Below are 16,542 nucleotides of genomic sequence, written 5' to 3' on the forward strand. Positions count from 1 at the left end.
GAATAGAATAACACACCTTTACAAATTCGTAAAGGTGTGTTTACAAGTATGTCAAGAAAGTGAAAGTTAATCGCTCAGATCCTCAGTTGATTTTGTCAACTTGATAGAAGTTGTTTGTTGTTTTCCATCACGATAGAATGTGACCTTGATTGTATCATTGATTTGGTGAGAATAGAGGGCGGATTGTAAATCTGCCGTTGACTCGATATCTGTATCATCGATCTTTGTGATGACATCATAACGTTGCAATTTATCTGAAGCAGGCATATTTTCAAGTGTTGAACGAACTAGTACTCCTCCAGAGATTTTTTCAGGAAGTTTTAATTGGCTTAAATCAGAAGTTGAAAGGTTGGATAAATCCATCATTTGGATTCCAAGAGCTGGTCGAACTACTTTTCCTTTTTCTTCTAGTTGCTTGATAATATTGACAACATCATTTGCAGGAATTGCAAATCCCATTCCTTCTACTGACGTTTGTCCGTTATTTGAAATTTTACTTGAGGTAATCCCGATGACTTGTCCTTGAATATTGATTAATGGGCCTCCAGAATTTCCTGGGTTGATGGCTGCGTCTGTTTGTAGGGCGCGTGTAGAGATATTTTGTCCATTATCGGCTTTCAATTTCACATTGCGGCCTTGGCTGGAAATAATTCCTTGGGTAACAGAATTCGCATAATCTGTTCCAAGAGGGCTACCAATTGCAATTGCAGTCTCACCGACTGTTAATTGGTTTGAATCTCCGAATTCAGCTACTGCCTTTGCTTTATCCGCACTAATACGAACGACTGCAATATCAGAATAGACATCTGACCCAACTACTTCTCCGGGGACTTTATTCCCATCTGCTAAAAGAATATCTACTTTTTTAGCACCATTGATCACATGGGTGTTGGTAACAAGGTAGGCATATTTTCCTTCTTTTTTATAAATGATCCCAGAACCTTCACTAGAAATTTGTGAGTCAGAGTTTTCTTCTTTTTCAAATAACCCTTGATTCGAAGAATCAGAATAAGTAATCACAGAAACTACAGCATTTTTCACCTTGTCTACGGCCTCACTAGTTGAGGTTGTATTTTTATAAGCTGTTTTAACAGTGGTTGAGTGGACTTGCTTACTTTCAGTATTTGAAGTAGAAGAATGAGATGTTTGTAAGGTTAAAAAGGTTCCAAGAATACCACCTAGAAAACCTACAACAAAAATGAGGGCTATGTTTCCAACTTTTTTCAGTAAATTAGATGAAGATTTCATATTTTCCTCCTAAGGATATCAAATTGTCTAGAGTATAGAAAAACTTTCTTAATTATATCTTAAATAACTAAAGTTATCCACAAATTGTGGATAACTTGTAGAATTTAGTTGAGAAATGGCTTTAAAAAGGACTTTATAGAATAGATTTCCTTTCTATAGCTGTGGATTATTTGTGGAATTGAAGAATTATGCTACAATAGGGGAATGAAAATTAAATTGATAACCGTTGGAAAATTAAAAGAAAAATACTTAAAAGATGGGATCGCGGAGTATATTAAAAGGCTTGGTCGATTTGTAAAAGTAGAACAGGTTGAGTTAGTTGATGAAAAAACTCCAGATCGTGCCAGTCAACTCGAAAATCAACAAATCCTTGAAAAAGAGGGACAACGAATTCTCTCTAAGATTTCAGATAAGGAATATGTGATTGTATTAGCCATCGAAGGAAAACAATTTCCTTCAGATAAATTTAGTCAAACGATTGACCAGATTATGACATCTGGTTATTCAAACCTTACTTTTGTTATTGGAGGCAGTCTTGGTCTGTCTCCTGAAGTGAAAAAAAGAGGAAATCTATTAATGAGCTTTGGTCAATTAACTCTTCCTCATCAGTTGATGAAATTAGTGTTGGTGGAACAAATCTATCGTGCTTTCATGATTCAACAGGGGAGTCCTTACCATAAATAACCTTGACGCTCCTTCCTTTTTCTGCTAAAATGAAGTAAGTTCGGTCTCATAGCTCAGCTGGATAGAGCATTCGCCTTCTAAGCGAACGGTCGCAGGTTCGAATCCTGCTGGGATCAAATGAGAGATGCAGCTTTTGCTGCATCTTTTCTTTTATGTTAAAATGTATAAATTTTCATTATCTATTAATTTTTGTATACTTTGCTATAGATTAATAGTGATGAAATGATTTATTAGGAATATTTTAAAAAAGAACTAACAATCCCTATATAGTGCAAAGTGTAGATTATATAAATTGTGTAAAATAGTTTTCATTCATGTAACAAAAACATTAAAAACATTACAATTTTACCTATTCCCTTTAATTTTAGGCTATTTTATATTATAATTTTTTGTATATAAAATTTTATTTTTTTATAATAATACTAGAGTATAATAAAATAGAAAAAACAAAGTGGGAGAGTTTGTGTGATTCAGTCATTAATCTTGTCTTTTCTCTTGGGAGGGATCATTGTTCTGACGTTTGCATTAGTGGACGAAAAAATCTATCAGGAACATCAATTTGCATTTATCTTTCTGCTGAGCACCTTTGTTCTTCTTTTTGAAAGTCTCTTAGTATTTTTAGATGTGACTTTATTTTCAAATATTCGACTCTCTGATTTAAATATGCTCTTATGGCCGGTTTATTTATATCCTTATTATCATTATGCCAATCGGACGAATCGCTTGTGCGCCATTTTTTATTCTTTTTTTACTTATTTAGCGGTTGAAGGAACAGCAACTTTTCTGACGATAATTGTCTCTTCAGTATTGGGGGATGCTGTTGTAGCAGCTTACTCGATTGTCTACAATATGTGCATTCGTTTGATTTCTTTAGGAATCATTTTGAAGTTAATTGACCTATTTGAATTTGATTTCACTCCTTTTTATGAGAAAGAATTTGAAAAATATTTAAAGAGACTCATCTGTGTCTATTTTGCTATATTTGTAGTGATTAATTTTGCTTTATGGATTAGTGAACAAGCGCAATATAAAAATTTTGGGAGTATGTTGGCAACGATTTGTTTTTTCTCTTTTGTAGTCAGCTTATTCCATATGAAAATCGAGCGAGATCAGTATCGTAAAAATTTAGAACTGGAGTATAAAGAATTTTCTGAGCAACAAATGAGTCGGTATATGGCTGAAATTCAAAGTCTCTATTCTATTGTCAGGGGATTTCGTCATGATTTGGGAAATTTAGTTATTTCTATGTCGTTAGCCATTGAGGAAGAAAATATTCCAGAAATACAGAGAATCCATAGAGAAGTATTGGAAAAAGGTTATAAAGAGATCAATACAGAAGCATTATCAGGATTCAACTTGGTCAATATCAAAGATTCTGCTTTACGAAGTATTTTGATTCGAGGCTGGTTGGATGCAAGAGATGCTGGGGTAGAAATGACCTTTGAAACGAGTGAACCAATCGAGCAACTACCAGTTGATTTATTAGATATCGTGAGAATCGTTGGGATTCTAGTGACAAACGCTTTGGAAGCTTCAAAAGAAGCAGAAGAAAAGAAAGTTCATATTGCTATTTTCTCTATTTCAAAAATTGTTTACTTAGTGATTCATAATACAACAAATGAAATCACTTTTGATATTAGAAAAATATATGAAGAAGGCTATTCGACAAAAGGAGAAAATAGAGGACTAGGATTAAATAATGTGAGAAAAATCTTAGCAAATTATGGAACGATGTTTTTAGAAACGGAATTGCAAGGAAATCGTTTTTTACAAGTTTTGAAGATTGGAGGATACGAACAAGAATGAAGATTTTTTTATTAGAAGATGAGCTCTCTCAACAGATACGGGTAGAAAAACATATTGCAGAAATTGCTAAGGAATTAGAAATTAAACTTGAAGTGATTTCTACCGGTAAAATTTCGGAATTTGAAAATTATATCCAGCATTCGGATATCCACCAATTATATTTTCTAGATATTCATATCCAAGACAATGAGTATTGTGGGTTGGAAATTGCTCAAAAAATACGAGAAGCAAATCCTTATGCTATTATTGTTTTTATTACTACAAAATCAGAATTCGCTTCGATTACCTATCGTTATAAAGTATCTGCCTTGGATTTTATTGATAAAAATTTGAATGAAGATTTATTTAGATTAAAAATCAAGGAGTGTATTGAGTACCTAACAACTATTCAAATTGGAAATGATGATTTGACAGATTATTTTGAGTATGACTTTAAGGATAAAAAGATAAAAATTCCATTTAAAGATATTCTTTATATTGAAACTGTTGGTTCTGCTTATAAATTAAACTTAGTTGGGAAAAATTTTCAAAAAGAAATTGCAGGAAGTTTATCAGATGTCTTGGAGAAAGATGTGGAGGAGAGATATTTCAGTCCCCATCAATCTTATATCGTGAATAGAAGTATGATCGTTGGAATGGATAAGAAAAGGAAACAGTTGTTGTTGAAAGAAGGGTATTCTTGTCCAATCTCAAGAAGCAATATCAAACGTGTCAAAAAATTAATCGAAGAGCAAAATTTAGAATTTAGTGCTTGACAATTAGTTAAATTCTGATATAATGGGATATGTTCTGTTAATGAATATATGGTCCGTTGGTCAAGGGGTTAAGACACCGCCTTTTCACGGCGGTAACACGGGTTCGAATCCCGTACGGACTATATCTCATTCCGCCATAGCTCAGTTGGTAGTAGCGCATGACTGTTAATCATGATGTCGTAGGTTCGAGTCCTACTGGCGGAGCTAGTATAGCACCCATTTGGGTGTTTTTTTGTTTTGAAAAAGGCTAGGATAATGACTATCCTAGCCTTTTATTTATAAGTGAACGATGGTTAGATTCCTTAGCTTTTTCGTCTTTTTATTTGTCTCCATTCGTAGAGGAAGAAGAGAATGATTCCAACGAAAAAGGCAATGAGTCCTTCAATGAAGCCTTGGGGAACAAATGTTAAGGTGACTGTTCCGGATCCTTTTGAAACACGAACTCCCAATAATCCTTTCTGGATGCGATGAATTTGGATAGGTTTTCCATTTTGTTTAGCTGACCAGCCTTTATCATAAGGGAGTGTAAAAATAAGGGTAGTGTCTCTATTTGCGTTATAGGCTGCTACCAATTTGTTTTTCTTTTTGTGAATAGCAACTTCTTGCTGACGAATACTAGCGATAGCTTGTGTGTATTGGTCAAGATCCAGAGCAAAAAATTCTGGTGTATCAAAGGAGACTGTCGAATTTTCTGGAAAACTCAAACGAATAGTAACTGTTTCCTCTGTGTCAAAATGGCCAATCGAAAAGAATGGAAAGGCATTATCAATGGTATAGCGTTGGGTCTGTCCATTGTAGCTGATTTCAATATCTTTCCGATCATCGTTTGAAAATTGTAAATTTGGAACATTGACATATAGTTGGCTATGGGCAGGAACCGTTACTTCATATTGAATACTTGCGTAGGATAGATGACTATCTTCTTCAATTTTTGCAGTTTGCAACGAAGATGTAGTATTTTGTGAAGTAGGCGAGAGAATATTTAATTTCTTATAAAATTTATATTTTTCATCTGTGATTTGATGGATGAATCGTGTCTGATTATCCAGTGTCAAATTCGTAAAGGAAGTATTTTTATAAGGTTTTGCTGACAGAAAGGCGATTGGTAAGGCATATTCGTTTTCTGAAAGTGAGACTCCATTTTTGGTTGCAATCTCTTTAAATCCAAATTTTTGAACAGGTTGTTGGCTTAAATTATAGCGAACACCAAATAGACTATCCATTAAAATAGAATTGTTTTGGTATCTAAGATTGAGGTTGGTTCCTTCAGATTTAAATCCAAGTTTGTCTAATGTCGAACTAGCATCCGTATTTCGTACAGATGAAAATTGAGAAATTCCATTATAACCATACTTCATGCTATCATTGCCCGTTTGTGGCTGTAGAATCTCAGTCCGATAATTAGAGTCTGTCTTCTCTCTTACTAAGGATTGGATGGCTTTTAAGTCTCGTTCGTAGGATGATCGAGAAGCAAAGACCCATTCATTCGCAATACCTTCCATTTGATAATAACTATTCACCGATAATTCAAAGATGGAGAAAAACAGGATCGAAAGATAGAAAAGTCTAGGCAGTATCTTTTTTAGGATAAATCCTAAACAGACCAAATAGAAAGCAATTAAAAACTCAAAAGTAACAATGAAATTGACTGCATCTAAAAATTTATAGTGACTGCTGTAAAGGACAGTTGCTCCAAATCCTAGAATAAGGAGAAAATTAGCAAGACTAAAACGAATCCAAGTGATCTCCTCTATTCGATTTAGTACTTCTCCTGCCATCAGAATAATCGTCAAAGAAAAGATCCAAGAGTATCGATGAAGAAACATATTCGGCGCGTGCATACCTTGCCAAAGGAGATCTAATAATTGAAAACGAAAACTCAAAATAAGAATGGTCAAGAGTATAAAGTAAGAAAGTTTCACGTGAAACTTGATCGACTTTACAAAGAAAAAGGTAATCGCTAAAAGAAGTGGAAATAATCCCACGTAGATCATTGGAATTGATCCATATTTAGTAGTGTCAAAACTTCCAATGAAATTTTTTGCAAATACGTCAAGATACCAACTTTTTTCTGTAAAGATACTGTCAACCTTTGAAAAACTTTCTCCATGAGTGCGTAAATCTAAGAAGGTTGGATATAACATCACAAGGCTTGTTATAACTGATAAAAGAGATACAATTACAAAATGAAAGAAGCGTTTTCCAATTACTTTGATGTCCCATGACAGTTGTGTCAAGTACCATAAAATAAGAAAAATAGACATCATAAACCCAAAATAATAATTTTGGATAAACAAGCTGGTTAAGCTGATAAAGTAGAGAATCTCTCCCTCATTGTAAATGAGTTTTTTGAATCCATAAAGAATTAATGGTGCTAGGATAAAAACATCTAGCCAAGTTTTGATTTCAATTTGGCTGATAGCAAAGCTCATAAGAGCAAATGATGTTGAAAGGGTAAGAACCAGGGATCTAGGAATTTTAGAAAACATTCCATGTAAACTAATATAAGTGCTTAACCCAATAGCTCCAAATTTAAGAAGAGTGATGAGGTAAACAGCATCCGGCATGGATTGTGCATTAAAGAAGTAGACGAGAGGAGAAAAGAAACTTCCTAGATAATAGCTACTGAGTGCATAGAAATTAATACCTAATCCACTTTGAAAACTGTAAAATAGGCTATCCGTCCCATGTAAAATATTTCGAAGTGTGGTATCAAAAATGACATACTGATGATAACCATCTCCTAATAATGGGGATGTATCACTGTTCCAGTAGATTCCTTGTGAGAGGTAAATAAAGAACATCATGATAGCTGGAATCAGGAAAGAAGATACTATAAAAAGGGATGTTTTTAGCTTTGTTTTATTCATATATTTCTACTGAAAGAGCCTGAAATCATTATTTCAGGGCTCTTTATTTTTATGATTGACTCCAAAGTTCTTTCACTTTTGCTTGAACTTCTTCATTTTCAAGAAACTCATCATAGGTTTCATCAATACGATCGATTACGCCGTTTTTTGAAAGAACGATAATATGGTTGGCGAGTGTTTGAATGAATTCGTGGTCATGGCTAGCAAAGATAATCGATTCTTTAAAATTCTTCAATCCATCATTCAAACTTGAAATAGACTCCAAATCCAAGTGATTGGTTGGATCATCCAGTACAAGAACATTTGACTTGAGGAGCATCAATTTAGACAACATGACACGAACTTTTTCTCCCCCTGACAAGACGTTGACAGACTTGTTAACTTCGTCACCCGAAAAGAGCATCCGTCCTAAGAAACCACGAAGGAAAGTATTGTCATCTTCTTCTTTACTTGCAAATTGACGAAGCCAATCAAGAATACTTTCACCACCTGCAAAATCACGACTGTTGTCTTTTGGTAGATATGATCGACTAGTTGTAACTCCCCACTTGACAGTTCCTTCATATTCAATATCATCCATCAATGCACGGATCAAAGCGGTTGTTTGAATATCGTTCTGTCCGATAAGGGCGGTTTTGTCACCAGGACGTAAGATAAAGCTGATATTGTCAAGGATAGTTTCACCATCAATCTTGACAGAAAGATTTTCAACTGTCAAGAGATCGTTACCAATTTCTCGTTCTGCCTTAAAGTTGATAAATGGGTACTTCCGACTAGATGGAACAATTTCTTCAAGTTCAATCTTGTCAAGCATTTTTTTACGCGAAGTTGCTTGTTTTGATTTTGAAGCGTTGGCTGAGAAACGTGCGACAAACTCTTGCAATTGTTTAATTTTTTCTTCAGCTTTTGCATTTCTATCTGCTTGTAATTTTGCTGCAAGTTCAGAAGATTCTTTCCAGAAATCATAGTTTCCGACGTAAAGTTTAATTTTTCCAAAGTCGAGATCCGCCATATGGGTGCAGACTTTATTCAAAAAGTGGCGGTCATGGGATACAACGATAACCGTATTTTCAAAATCAATCAGAAAATCTTCTAACCAGGTAATGGATTGAATATCCAATCCATTGGTCGGCTCGTCCAAAAGAAGGACATCTGGTTTACCAAAAAGGGCTTTAGCTAAGAGAACTTTCACTTTATCCCCATTGGCTAACTCGCTCATAGTTTGATAATGAAGGTCTTCTGAAATATTTAGATTTTGAAGCAATTGAGATGCTTCACTTTCTGCTTCCCATCCACCAAGTTCGGCAAATTCACCTTCAAGTTCAGCTGCACGGACACCATCTTCATCAGAGAAATCTTCTTTCATGTAGATAGCATCTTTTTCCTTCATAATGTTGTAGAGCTTTTCATTTCCCATAATGACAACATCGATGACCCGCTCGTCTTCGTAGTCAAAGTGATTTTGACGCAAAACAGACAAACGTTCATCAGGGCCAAGAGAAATATGACCAGTTGTTGGTTCAATATCTCCAGCTAAAATTTTTAAAAAGGTTGACTTTCCAGCACCGTTGGCACCGATGAGACCGTACGTATTTCCTTCTGTAAAGTTGATATTGACATCGTCAAACAATTTTCGATCACTAAAACGTAGTGAGACGTCTGATACTGTAAGCAATGATTTTCTCCTCTTTCTATAATGTCTTCATTTTACTAGAAAATAGGGGAAAATTCAACTTTTTTACTGTCAATTTGTTTTTACAATGATGTAAACGAAATTGACAGTTTAGTAAAGTGTTAATTCCTTACAAACATAGAGGATAGACTAACATTTTCAACTAGAAAGTGCTATAATGATAGGGATAACGATTAAGGAGAAGAGTATGACAAAACCCATCATTCTGACAGGAGATAGACCGACAGGAAAACTCCATATTGGCCACTATGTTGGTTCTTTAAAAAATCGCGTCTTGTTGCAAAATAAAGATGAGTATAATATGTTTGTTTTCCTAGCAGACCAGCAAGCTTTGACAGACCATGCAAAAGATCCAAAAACGATTGTAGAATCTATTGGTAATGTTGCTTTGGATTATCTGGCAGCTGGACTAGATCCTGAAAAAGTTACGATTTTCATTCAAAGTCAGATTCCTGAATTAGCGGAATTGACCATGTATTACATGAATCTAGTATCTTTGGCGCGACTTGAAAGGAATCCAACTGTAAAAACCGAGATTTCTCAAAAAGGTTTTGGTGAGAGTATTCCAACAGGATTTTTGGTATACCCTATTTCACAAGCAGCCGATATCACAGCATTTAAAGCGAATTTTGTTCCAGTAGGAAATGATCAAAAGCCTATGATTGAGCAAACTCGTGAGATTGTTCGTTCCTTTAATCATGCATACAACACAGATACTTTGGTGGAACCGGAAGGAATTTATCCTGAAAATGAAGCAGCGGGGCGCTTACCTGGTTTAGATGGAAATGCTAAAATGTCTAAATCATTGAATAATGGAATTTACCTAGCTGATGATGCGGATACTTTAAAGAAAAAAGTGATGAGTATGTATACCGATCCGGATCATATTAAAGTAGAGGATCCAGGAAAAATCGAAGGCAATATGGTGTTTCATTACCTGGATGTATTTGGCCGTCCAGAAGATTCAGCTGAAATTGCAGAAATGAAAGAACATTATCAACGTGGTGGACTTGGTGATGTAAAGACCAAACGATATCTTTTAGAAATTTTAGATCGTGAATTAAGACCAATTCGTGAAAGACGCCTTGAATTTGCAAAGGATATGGGTGAAGTCTACTCTATTCTTGAAAAAGGAAGTGAACGTGCTCGAAATGTAGCAGCTCAAACATTGGATGAAGTCAAATCTGCGATGGGAATTACCTATTTTAAAAAATAAAACGACTTCATTAATAGCGAACATTTTATACCGTTCATTGATAGTTACCAATAAATGATTGACAAATTGCCATAGAATGGTATGATATTAACAATAAAAATTCGAGCCTTGCTCAAATAAAAAGAAAAGAGGATCCAGCTAATGTCTAATTGGGACACAAAGTTTTTGAAAAAAGGGTTTACATTCGATGACGTGCTTTTGATTCCAGCAGAAAGTCACGTATTGCCTAATGATGCAGATTTAAGTACACAATTAGCAAGTAATTTACGCTTGAATATCCCAATCATTACTGCTGCTATGGATACGGTGACTGAAAGTCAAATGGCAATTGCTATGGCACGTGCTGGTGGACTTGGTGTGATCCATAAAAACATGTCAATTGAGCAACAGGCAGATGAAGTACGCAAAGTAAAACGTTCTGAAAATGGGGTTATCATTGATCCGTTCTATTTGACTCCGTCTCATACAATTGCAGAAGCAGATGAGTTGATGGGACGATACCGAATCAGTGGTGTTCCTGTTGTTGAAACACTTGAAAATCGTAAATTAGTTGGTATCCTTACAAACCGGGATTTGCGTTTTATTTCTGATTACAATCAACCCATTTCAAATCATATGACAAGTGAAAACTTGGTAACTGCACCGGTTGGAACCGATTTGGAAACAGCTGAACGCATTCTACAAGAGCACCGTATTGAAAAATTACCATTGGTAGATGAAAATGGTCGTCTTTCTGGCTTGATTACAATCAAAGATATTGAAAAAGTTATTGAGTTTCCAAATGCGGCTAAGGATGAATTTGGTCGTTTGCTTGTGGCTGGTGCCGTAGGGGTTACTTCAGATACTTTTGAACGTGCAGAAGCTCTTTTTGAAGCTGGTGCAGATGCTATTGTCATCGATACTGCTCATGGACATTCTGCGGGTGTTCTTCGTAAGATTGCAGAAATTCGTGCTCACTTCCCAGATCGTACCTTGATTGCAGGAAATATTGCAACCGCTGAAGGTGCTCGTGCATTATTTGATGCAGGGGTAGACGTAGTTAAGGTCGGAATTGGTCCAGGATCAATATGTACAACTCGTGTTGTTGCAGGGGTTGGTGTTCCTCAAGTGACTGCCATTTATGATGCAGCCGCTGTAGCTCGTGAATATGGAAAAACGATCATTGCTGATGGTGGTATCAAGTATTCAGGAGATATTGTCAAAGCACTAGCAGCTGGTGGAAACGCGGTTATGCTTGGCTCAATGCTTGCAGGTACAGATGAAGCACCAGGTGAAACAGAAATCTTCCAAGGTCGTAAATTTAAAACATACCGTGGTATGGGATCTATTGCAGCAATGAAGAAAGGTTCTAGCGACCGTTACTTCCAAGGATCTGTCAATGAAGCCAATAAATTGGTTCCTGAAGGAATTGAGGGACGTGTTGCTTATAAAGGTTCTGTAGCAGATATGGTATTCCAAATGATCGGTGGTATTCGTTCAGGTATGGGTTATGTTGGTGCAGCAACCATTCAAGATTTACATGATCATGCACAATTTGTTGAAATGAGTGGTGCAGGATTGAAAGAAAGCCATCCTCATGATGTGCAAATCACAAACGAGGCTCCTAACTACTCAGCACAATAAATTTACACATTTGTAAACAAAAATAACAGCATCTTGACAATTCTGTCAAGATGCTGTTTTGATATGACCGGCTTGAACAGTGAAAATTTTCAACTCTTCAGGCAGGTCTTTTAAATGATCGAGAGTGGTCGTTGTAATAAATGTTTGAATATTATTAGAGATGGTTTCAAGTAGTTGAAGTTGACGATAATTGTCAAGTTCGCTCATGACATCGTCAAGTAATAAAATAGGCTTTTCTCTTGTGATTTCTTCCATCAATTCAATTTCTGCTAATTTTAGAGAGAGAACAACACTTCGATGCTGGCCCTGACTACCAAAGGTAGCATTCATATTATTGATAAAAAATGCCAAATCATCCCTGTGAGGCCCAATACTTGTTGTTTTCCTAAAAATATCCTTCTGACGGTTTTTTTCCAACATAGAGAGAAACTGCTCTTCTATATCATTTCCTTCTTCAGAAAAAACAGTTGACTGATATTGAATCGATAGGTCTTCTTTGTTGTCAGAAAGTCGAGTGTGTTTTTCTTCTGCTTTAGCTTCTAATTTTTTAATAAACTCAAGCCGATGATGGATGACGCGACTTCCAAAATTAGCTAGTTGTGAATCTAAGACCTCCAAAAATGTAGCATCAATTTTTTCCGAATTTTTTAGATAACTGTTTCTTTGTTTCAGTACATGGTTGTATTGAGATAAGTCGGATAAATAGAGAGGTTTCATCTGACCTAATTCAATGTCAATAAACTTTCGACGCCCTGCAGGTGATCCTTTGATCAGTTGCAAATCTTCGGGTGCGAAAAGGACAACATTCATATGGCCAATATAGTTTGATAATTTGGCTTGTTTCAAATGATTTACCTTAGTTATCCGACCTTTTGGTGTCAAGGAAATTTCTAATGGAAGGGGACCAGTTTCTCTTTGCAATTGACCAGAAACTTTAAAATCGGTGGATTCAAAATAGATGAGATCTCTATCATTTCGTGTTCGATGACTTCTGGTTAAAGCTAGAAAATAAATTGATTCGAGAATATTGGTCTTTCCTTGAGCATTTTGACCTAGGAAAATATTTAATCCAGGATGAAACTCGACTTCTAGTTCTTGATAATTACGAAAATGTTGAATGGATAAGTGTTTTAACCACATTAGGAGATACCAGGAAAGCGAATTGCTTTTTCTTTTTTGTTAGTCTTTGTCGGTTGTTTCTTTTGTTGTTGATTGAGTTGCTTGACAAGTTTAGCAACACGTTCCTTTTCTTCCTTCTCTTTAAGATGTTCTTCTATTTCTTCTTGAGAAGGTTCAAGAATGGTGATAGTCATGCTCAGTTCAGGAATGTCAATCTGATCATTGACACGAAGTTTACGGCCTCTCCGTTGTTCTAATTCACCATTCACAAAGACTTCTTTTTCTTGAAGAAAGGCTTTGATTGCACCACCACTCTGTATAATGCCGAGTTCTTTTAAGATTGCTTGTAATGTAATAAAGTCATCAAATAATTTGTAATTCATAGTTCACCTCTTTGCGTGTTATTATACCATATTTTTAGTTTTTCTAGGGTAGAGAATGTTGAGTGATTTGAGGAGCTTTTTCACAGTTTGAATTAGGATTTTAGTGTGATTTCGTGTTATAATGAAAGTTACTATTGAGTAGAACGAGGATGAAAATGGAATTAGTAAAGGGCGTGAATCTTCACTTTCTTCAATCAAAAAAATTTAAAACCAATAAAATTAAGGTCCGTTTTTCATCACCATTAGATGAAAATACCGTGGCTGCGCGTGTTTTAGTAGCCTGTATGATGGAAACTGCAAATCAAAAATATCCAACTTCACAATTATTCCGTGAAAAATTAGCGAGTCTATATGGGGTAGAATTGTCAACCTCAGTCTCTAAGAGGGGGCGTGTTCATTATGTTGATTTGAATATTTCCTTTGTGCGCGATGACTTTTTGAGCAAGAAAAATGTTCTTACGGATGAGGTTTTGGACATTATAGAAACTATCTTCTTTTCACCTTTGGTAGTAGAAGATCACTTTGACAGTGATACATTTGACGTTGAAAAGAAAAATACGATTTCCGATTTGGAGTCAGAAATTGAAGAGCCTTATTATTATGCACATGGGCAATTGAATCAACTATTTTTTGAAGACGAAACAATCGGGATGTCAAGATTGGGGAAAGTTGATTTAGTGAGACAAGAAACAGCTCAAAGTTCTCTTGAACAGTTTCATCAGATGCTCCAATTAGATAACATTGACTTCTTTTTCATAGGTGACTTTAATGAGGTCGCTATTGTGGATCGAGTGAACCAGTTTGAATTCAAGCCACGTGATAACAATTTGTCTGTCACCTATCAACAACCTTTTACAAATGTTGTAAGAGAAAAGTTAGAGCAAAAACAAAACCAACAATCTATTTTAGAATTAGGTTATCATTTTTCTACCCAGTATGGAGAATCTCTCCATATCCCTCTAGTTGTATTAAATGGGATGCTGGGAGCTTTCTCGCATTCGAGACTTTTTCAAATAATACGTGAGAAAGAAGGCCTTGCTTATACTATCTCAAGCCATTTTGATATTTTTACAGGCTTCATGAGAGTTTTTGCAGGTATTGATAAGGAATCTCGTACGAAAGTAATGACCTTGATTATGCGACAGTTGAATGATTTAAAACGAGGCAAGTTTACAGAGTCAGAGCTTCAATTGACAAAAGAAATGTTGGTGAATACGACCTTATTAGCACAGGATCGGCAAAATACCTTGATTGAAAGGGAATATCTGAAAACGATCCTAGGAAAGAAAGTCCTTTCTTTAGAAGAGTGGTTAGAGTCCATCGATAAGGTTAGTAGAGAAGAAATTATTGAAGTGGCAAAAACAATTAATTTACAGTCTGTTTATTTTATGGAAGGAAAGTAGTGTAAAGATTGAAAATTAAAGAAAAATATTATGAATCAGTTGGTGAGCAAGTTTACTTTACACGCTTGTCAAATGGGTTGACTATTCATTTAATTCCCAAAGAAGATTATTATGAAACCTATGGAATAATCACAACTAAGTTTGGCTCAGTGGATACACGAATTCTAGTGAATGGTGATGAAAGGCAATATCCTGCAGGAATTGCTCATTTCCTAGAACACAAAGTATTTGAAGATGAAAATGGTCAAGATTATTTAAAAAAATTCGTTCATTTAGGATCGGAAAGTAATGCCTTTACAAGCTTTACAAAGACAAGTTATCTTTTCTCAACAACTTCAAAAGTCCCTGAGAATATTCAATTGTTATTGGAGATGGTTTCAAAGGCTTCCTTTACAGAAAAATCTGTATCTAAGGAAAGAGAAATCATTCAACAAGAAATTGGAATGTATCAAGATAGTCCAGACTATCGATTATTTTTTGGTGCTTTAGAAAATTTATATCCTGGAACACCGTTAGCAGATGATATTGCTGGGACTAGGGAGTCTATTTCCAACATTACAATAGATAATCTCCGTGAAAACTTTGATCTATTCTATCATCCCTCTCAAATGCACTTATTAGTGATCGGAAACTTTGATGTTGATGAAGTATTGCAAGTAGTAAAGAAATATGATCTAGTTCCTCCTCATCCATCTGTGGAGTTAGAACGTTTTCCTGTAGAAAAAAATGAAGTAAGATTGAATCAATCTTGTAGAATGGAAGTTGCTACTCCGAAGTTGGCAATTGGAATTCGAGGAAATGATATCATTAAGAAAGAGGAAAAATTTCGTTATAAATTGATGTTGAAATTACTATTTTCGATGATGTTTGGTTGGACTTCGCAACGGTTTCAAAGTTTATATGAAGCTGGGAAGATTGACAACTCATTGACACTTGAAGTCGAGGTTGAGGAATTATTTCATTTCGTTATTTTGACAATGGATACTCAAGAACCGGTGTCCTTATCTCATCAATTTAGGTCAGCAATCAAACAATTTGAGAAGGATCCAGATGTCAATCAGGAACATTTGGATACGATTAAAAGCGAAATGTTTGGTGATTTCTTACAAGGTTTAAATTCGCTTGAGTATAGTGCCACTCAGTTTGAATATTTTTCAGACGGTAGCACTTCTTATGATCTTCCAAAGATTTTACAAGGTATTAGTTTACAAGATATCATCAAATTAGGGCGTCAGTTCATCGAACGGGCTGAGATGGTTGACTATATGATTTTTCAAAAGTAGTAAACAATGTATCAAGAAGGGGAAACATGAAGAAGAGAACGATTGGTCAAGTGTTAAGACTGTCAAGAGTAAATTTACACTTAAGTTTACAGGATGTGTCAAATAAGACAGCTATTGAAATTCCTTATATAGAAGCGTTGGAAAACGATGAGTTTGATCTATTACCGAGTCCCTTTTACGCTCAGATCTATCTTAAAAAATTAGCATGGGCTTTGGGATTAGATGAGTCCATCCTATTGACAGCTTTTCGTGAAGGAAAAGAATTGTTATTTGATGAAGAGATACTTGTAGATGACGAAGAGCTTCATTCAAGAAAATTAAGACAGAAAGCGAGCTGGTTACCAATCCTGTATTATCTACTAGTTAGTTTTGTCATTCTTGGTTTTGTGATTTATATCGTATATTTTTATGAGTTTACAGCATCTGTAAAATAGATGTAAAGATAGTTTATTTTTTGGA

13 protein-coding genes and 3 tRNA genes are annotated in these 16,542 nt (G+C 35.3%); 11 read left to right on the plus strand and 5 right to left on the minus strand.

Annotated features, from left to right (window positions below):
* Positions 1–66: 66 nt before the first annotated feature.
* Entirely contained in the window at positions 67–1,248 is a 1,182-nt protein-coding gene (locus HMPREF2704_RS07020) for a serine protease HtrA (RefSeq protein WP_070846087.1), read from the minus strand.
* A 204-nt stretch (positions 1,249–1,452) separates the two neighbouring features.
* Between HMPREF2704_RS07020 and rlmH the strand changes: the two genes are divergently transcribed.
* The 6 genes from rlmH to HMPREF2704_RS07050 all read left to right on the plus strand — a co-directional run bounded on the left by rlmH (position 1,453) and on the right by HMPREF2704_RS07050 (position 4,697).
* Positions 1,453–1,932, plus strand: coding sequence for a 23S rRNA (pseudouridine(1915)-N(3))-methyltransferase RlmH (gene rlmH / locus HMPREF2704_RS07025; protein ID WP_070846089.1), 480 nt, complete (start codon positions 1,453–1,455; stop codon positions 1,930–1,932).
* A gap of 42 nt (positions 1,933–1,974) precedes the next feature.
* Positions 1,975–2,048 (plus strand) — tRNA-Arg (locus HMPREF2704_RS07030).
* A gap of 349 nt (positions 2,049–2,397) precedes the next feature.
* Positions 2,398–3,738: a sensor histidine kinase gene (locus HMPREF2704_RS07035; protein WP_021154164.1), complete on the plus strand. Its 1,341-nt coding sequence runs from the start codon at positions 2,398–2,400 to the stop codon at positions 3,736–3,738.
* Positions 3,735–4,493, plus strand: coding sequence for a LytR/AlgR family response regulator transcription factor (locus tag HMPREF2704_RS07040; protein WP_070449643.1), 759 nt, complete (start codon positions 3,735–3,737; stop codon positions 4,491–4,493). Before HMPREF2704_RS07035 ends, HMPREF2704_RS07040 begins: the two co-directional genes overlap by 4 nt.
* Before the next feature lie 50 nt (positions 4,494–4,543).
* Positions 4,544–4,615: transfer RNA gene (locus HMPREF2704_RS07045), tRNA-Glu, on the plus strand.
* Positions 4,616–4,623: 8 nt separating this feature from the next.
* Positions 4,624–4,697 (plus strand) — tRNA-Asn (locus HMPREF2704_RS07050).
* A 98-nt stretch (positions 4,698–4,795) separates the two neighbouring features.
* Here the strand turns inward: HMPREF2704_RS07050 and HMPREF2704_RS07055 are convergent.
* Both HMPREF2704_RS07055 and HMPREF2704_RS07060 read right to left on the minus strand, forming a co-directional pair.
* Entirely contained in the window at positions 4,796–7,363 is a 2,568-nt protein-coding gene (locus HMPREF2704_RS07055) for a YfhO family protein (RefSeq protein ID WP_070449637.1), read from the minus strand.
* 49 nt (positions 7,364–7,412) lie between these two features.
* Positions 7,413–9,038 carry an ATP-binding cassette domain-containing protein gene (locus tag HMPREF2704_RS07060; protein ID WP_049486042.1) on the minus strand — a complete coding sequence of 542 codons (1,626 nt, stop codon included), beginning with the start codon at positions 9,036–9,038 and terminating at the stop codon, positions 7,413–7,415.
* Positions 9,039–9,243: 205 nt separating this feature from the next.
* Here HMPREF2704_RS07060 and trpS point away from each other — a divergent pair, with 205 nt between their 5' ends.
* Both trpS and guaB read left to right on the plus strand, forming a co-directional pair.
* Positions 9,244–10,272: a tryptophan--tRNA ligase gene (gene trpS, locus HMPREF2704_RS07065; RefSeq protein WP_021154159.1), complete on the plus strand. Its 1,029-nt coding sequence runs from the start codon at positions 9,244–9,246 to the stop codon at positions 10,270–10,272.
* 141 nt (positions 10,273–10,413) lie between these two features.
* Positions 10,414–11,895 (plus strand): IMP dehydrogenase, encoded by a 1,482-nt coding sequence (gene guaB / locus HMPREF2704_RS07070; protein WP_003009220.1) that lies wholly within the window; start codon positions 10,414–10,416, stop codon positions 11,893–11,895.
* A gap of 45 nt (positions 11,896–11,940) precedes the next feature.
* Here the strand turns inward: guaB and recF are convergent, their stop codons facing one another.
* The gene (recF, locus tag HMPREF2704_RS07075) at positions 11,941–13,035 is read right to left on the minus strand and encodes a DNA replication/repair protein RecF (RefSeq protein ID WP_024054764.1); all 1,095 of its coding nucleotides are present in this window, start codon (positions 13,033–13,035) and stop codon (positions 11,941–11,943) included.
* Positions 13,035–13,397, minus strand: a complete 363-nt coding sequence (yaaA, locus tag HMPREF2704_RS07080) for a S4 domain-containing protein YaaA (protein WP_024054765.1) — start codon at positions 13,395–13,397, stop codon at positions 13,035–13,037. Before yaaA ends, recF begins: the two co-directional genes overlap by 1 nt.
* A gap of 155 nt (positions 13,398–13,552) precedes the next feature.
* On the opposite strand from yaaA, the gene yfmF reads away from it, so the two are divergent.
* The 3 genes from yfmF to HMPREF2704_RS07095 are packed head-to-tail and all read left to right on the plus strand — an operon-like array spanning position 13,553 to position 16,517.
* Positions 13,553–14,800, plus strand: a complete 1,248-nt coding sequence (gene yfmF / locus HMPREF2704_RS07085; protein WP_049522633.1) for an EF-P 5-aminopentanol modification-associated protein YfmF — start codon at positions 13,553–13,555, stop codon at positions 14,798–14,800.
* An 8-nt stretch (positions 14,801–14,808) separates the two neighbouring features.
* Positions 14,809–16,083: an EF-P 5-aminopentanol modification-associated protein YfmH gene (gene yfmH, locus HMPREF2704_RS07090; protein WP_024054767.1), complete on the plus strand. Its 1,275-nt coding sequence runs from the start codon at positions 14,809–14,811 to the stop codon at positions 16,081–16,083.
* 26 nt (positions 16,084–16,109) lie between these two features.
* A complete protein-coding gene (locus HMPREF2704_RS07095; RefSeq protein ID WP_023919990.1) occupies positions 16,110–16,517 on the plus strand; it encodes a helix-turn-helix domain-containing protein in 408 nt (135 codons plus the stop codon).
* The last annotated feature ends 25 nt before the right edge of the window (positions 16,518–16,542 follow it).

The organism is Streptococcus sp. HMSC076C09 (assembly GCF_001837905.1).
Lineage (GTDB): Bacteria > Bacillota > Bacilli > Lactobacillales > Streptococcaceae > Streptococcus > Streptococcus parasanguinis_I.

Bases quoted from the DNA above. Each gene is read 5' to 3' on its own strand.
- HMPREF2704_RS07020 (WP_070846087.1), bottom strand. From the start codon at position 1,248: ATGAAATCTTCATCTAATTTACTGAAAAAAGTTGGAAACATAGCCCTC.
- rlmH (WP_070846089.1), top strand. From the start codon at position 1,453: ATGAAAATTAAATTGATAACCGTTGGAAAATTAAAAGAAAAATACTTA.
- HMPREF2704_RS07040 (WP_070449643.1), top strand. From the start codon at position 3,735: ATGAAGATTTTTTTATTAGAAGATGAGCTCTCTCAACAGATACGGGTA.
- HMPREF2704_RS07055 (WP_070449637.1), bottom strand. From the start codon at position 7,363: ATGAATAAAACAAAGCTAAAAACATCCCTTTTTATAGTATCTTCTTTC.
- trpS (WP_021154159.1), top strand. From the start codon at position 9,244: ATGACAAAACCCATCATTCTGACAGGAGATAGACCGACAGGAAAACTC.
- guaB (WP_003009220.1), top strand. From the start codon at position 10,414: ATGTCTAATTGGGACACAAAGTTTTTGAAAAAAGGGTTTACATTCGAT.
- recF (WP_024054764.1), bottom strand. From the start codon at position 13,035: ATGTGGTTAAAACACTTATCCATTCAACATTTTCGTAATTATCAAGAA.
- yaaA (WP_024054765.1), bottom strand. From the start codon at position 13,397: ATGAATTACAAATTATTTGATGACTTTATTACATTACAAGCAATCTTA.
- yfmF (WP_049522633.1), top strand. From the start codon at position 13,553: ATGGAATTAGTAAAGGGCGTGAATCTTCACTTTCTTCAATCAAAAAAA.
- HMPREF2704_RS07095 (WP_023919990.1), top strand. From the start codon at position 16,110: ATGAAGAAGAGAACGATTGGTCAAGTGTTAAGACTGTCAAGAGTAAAT.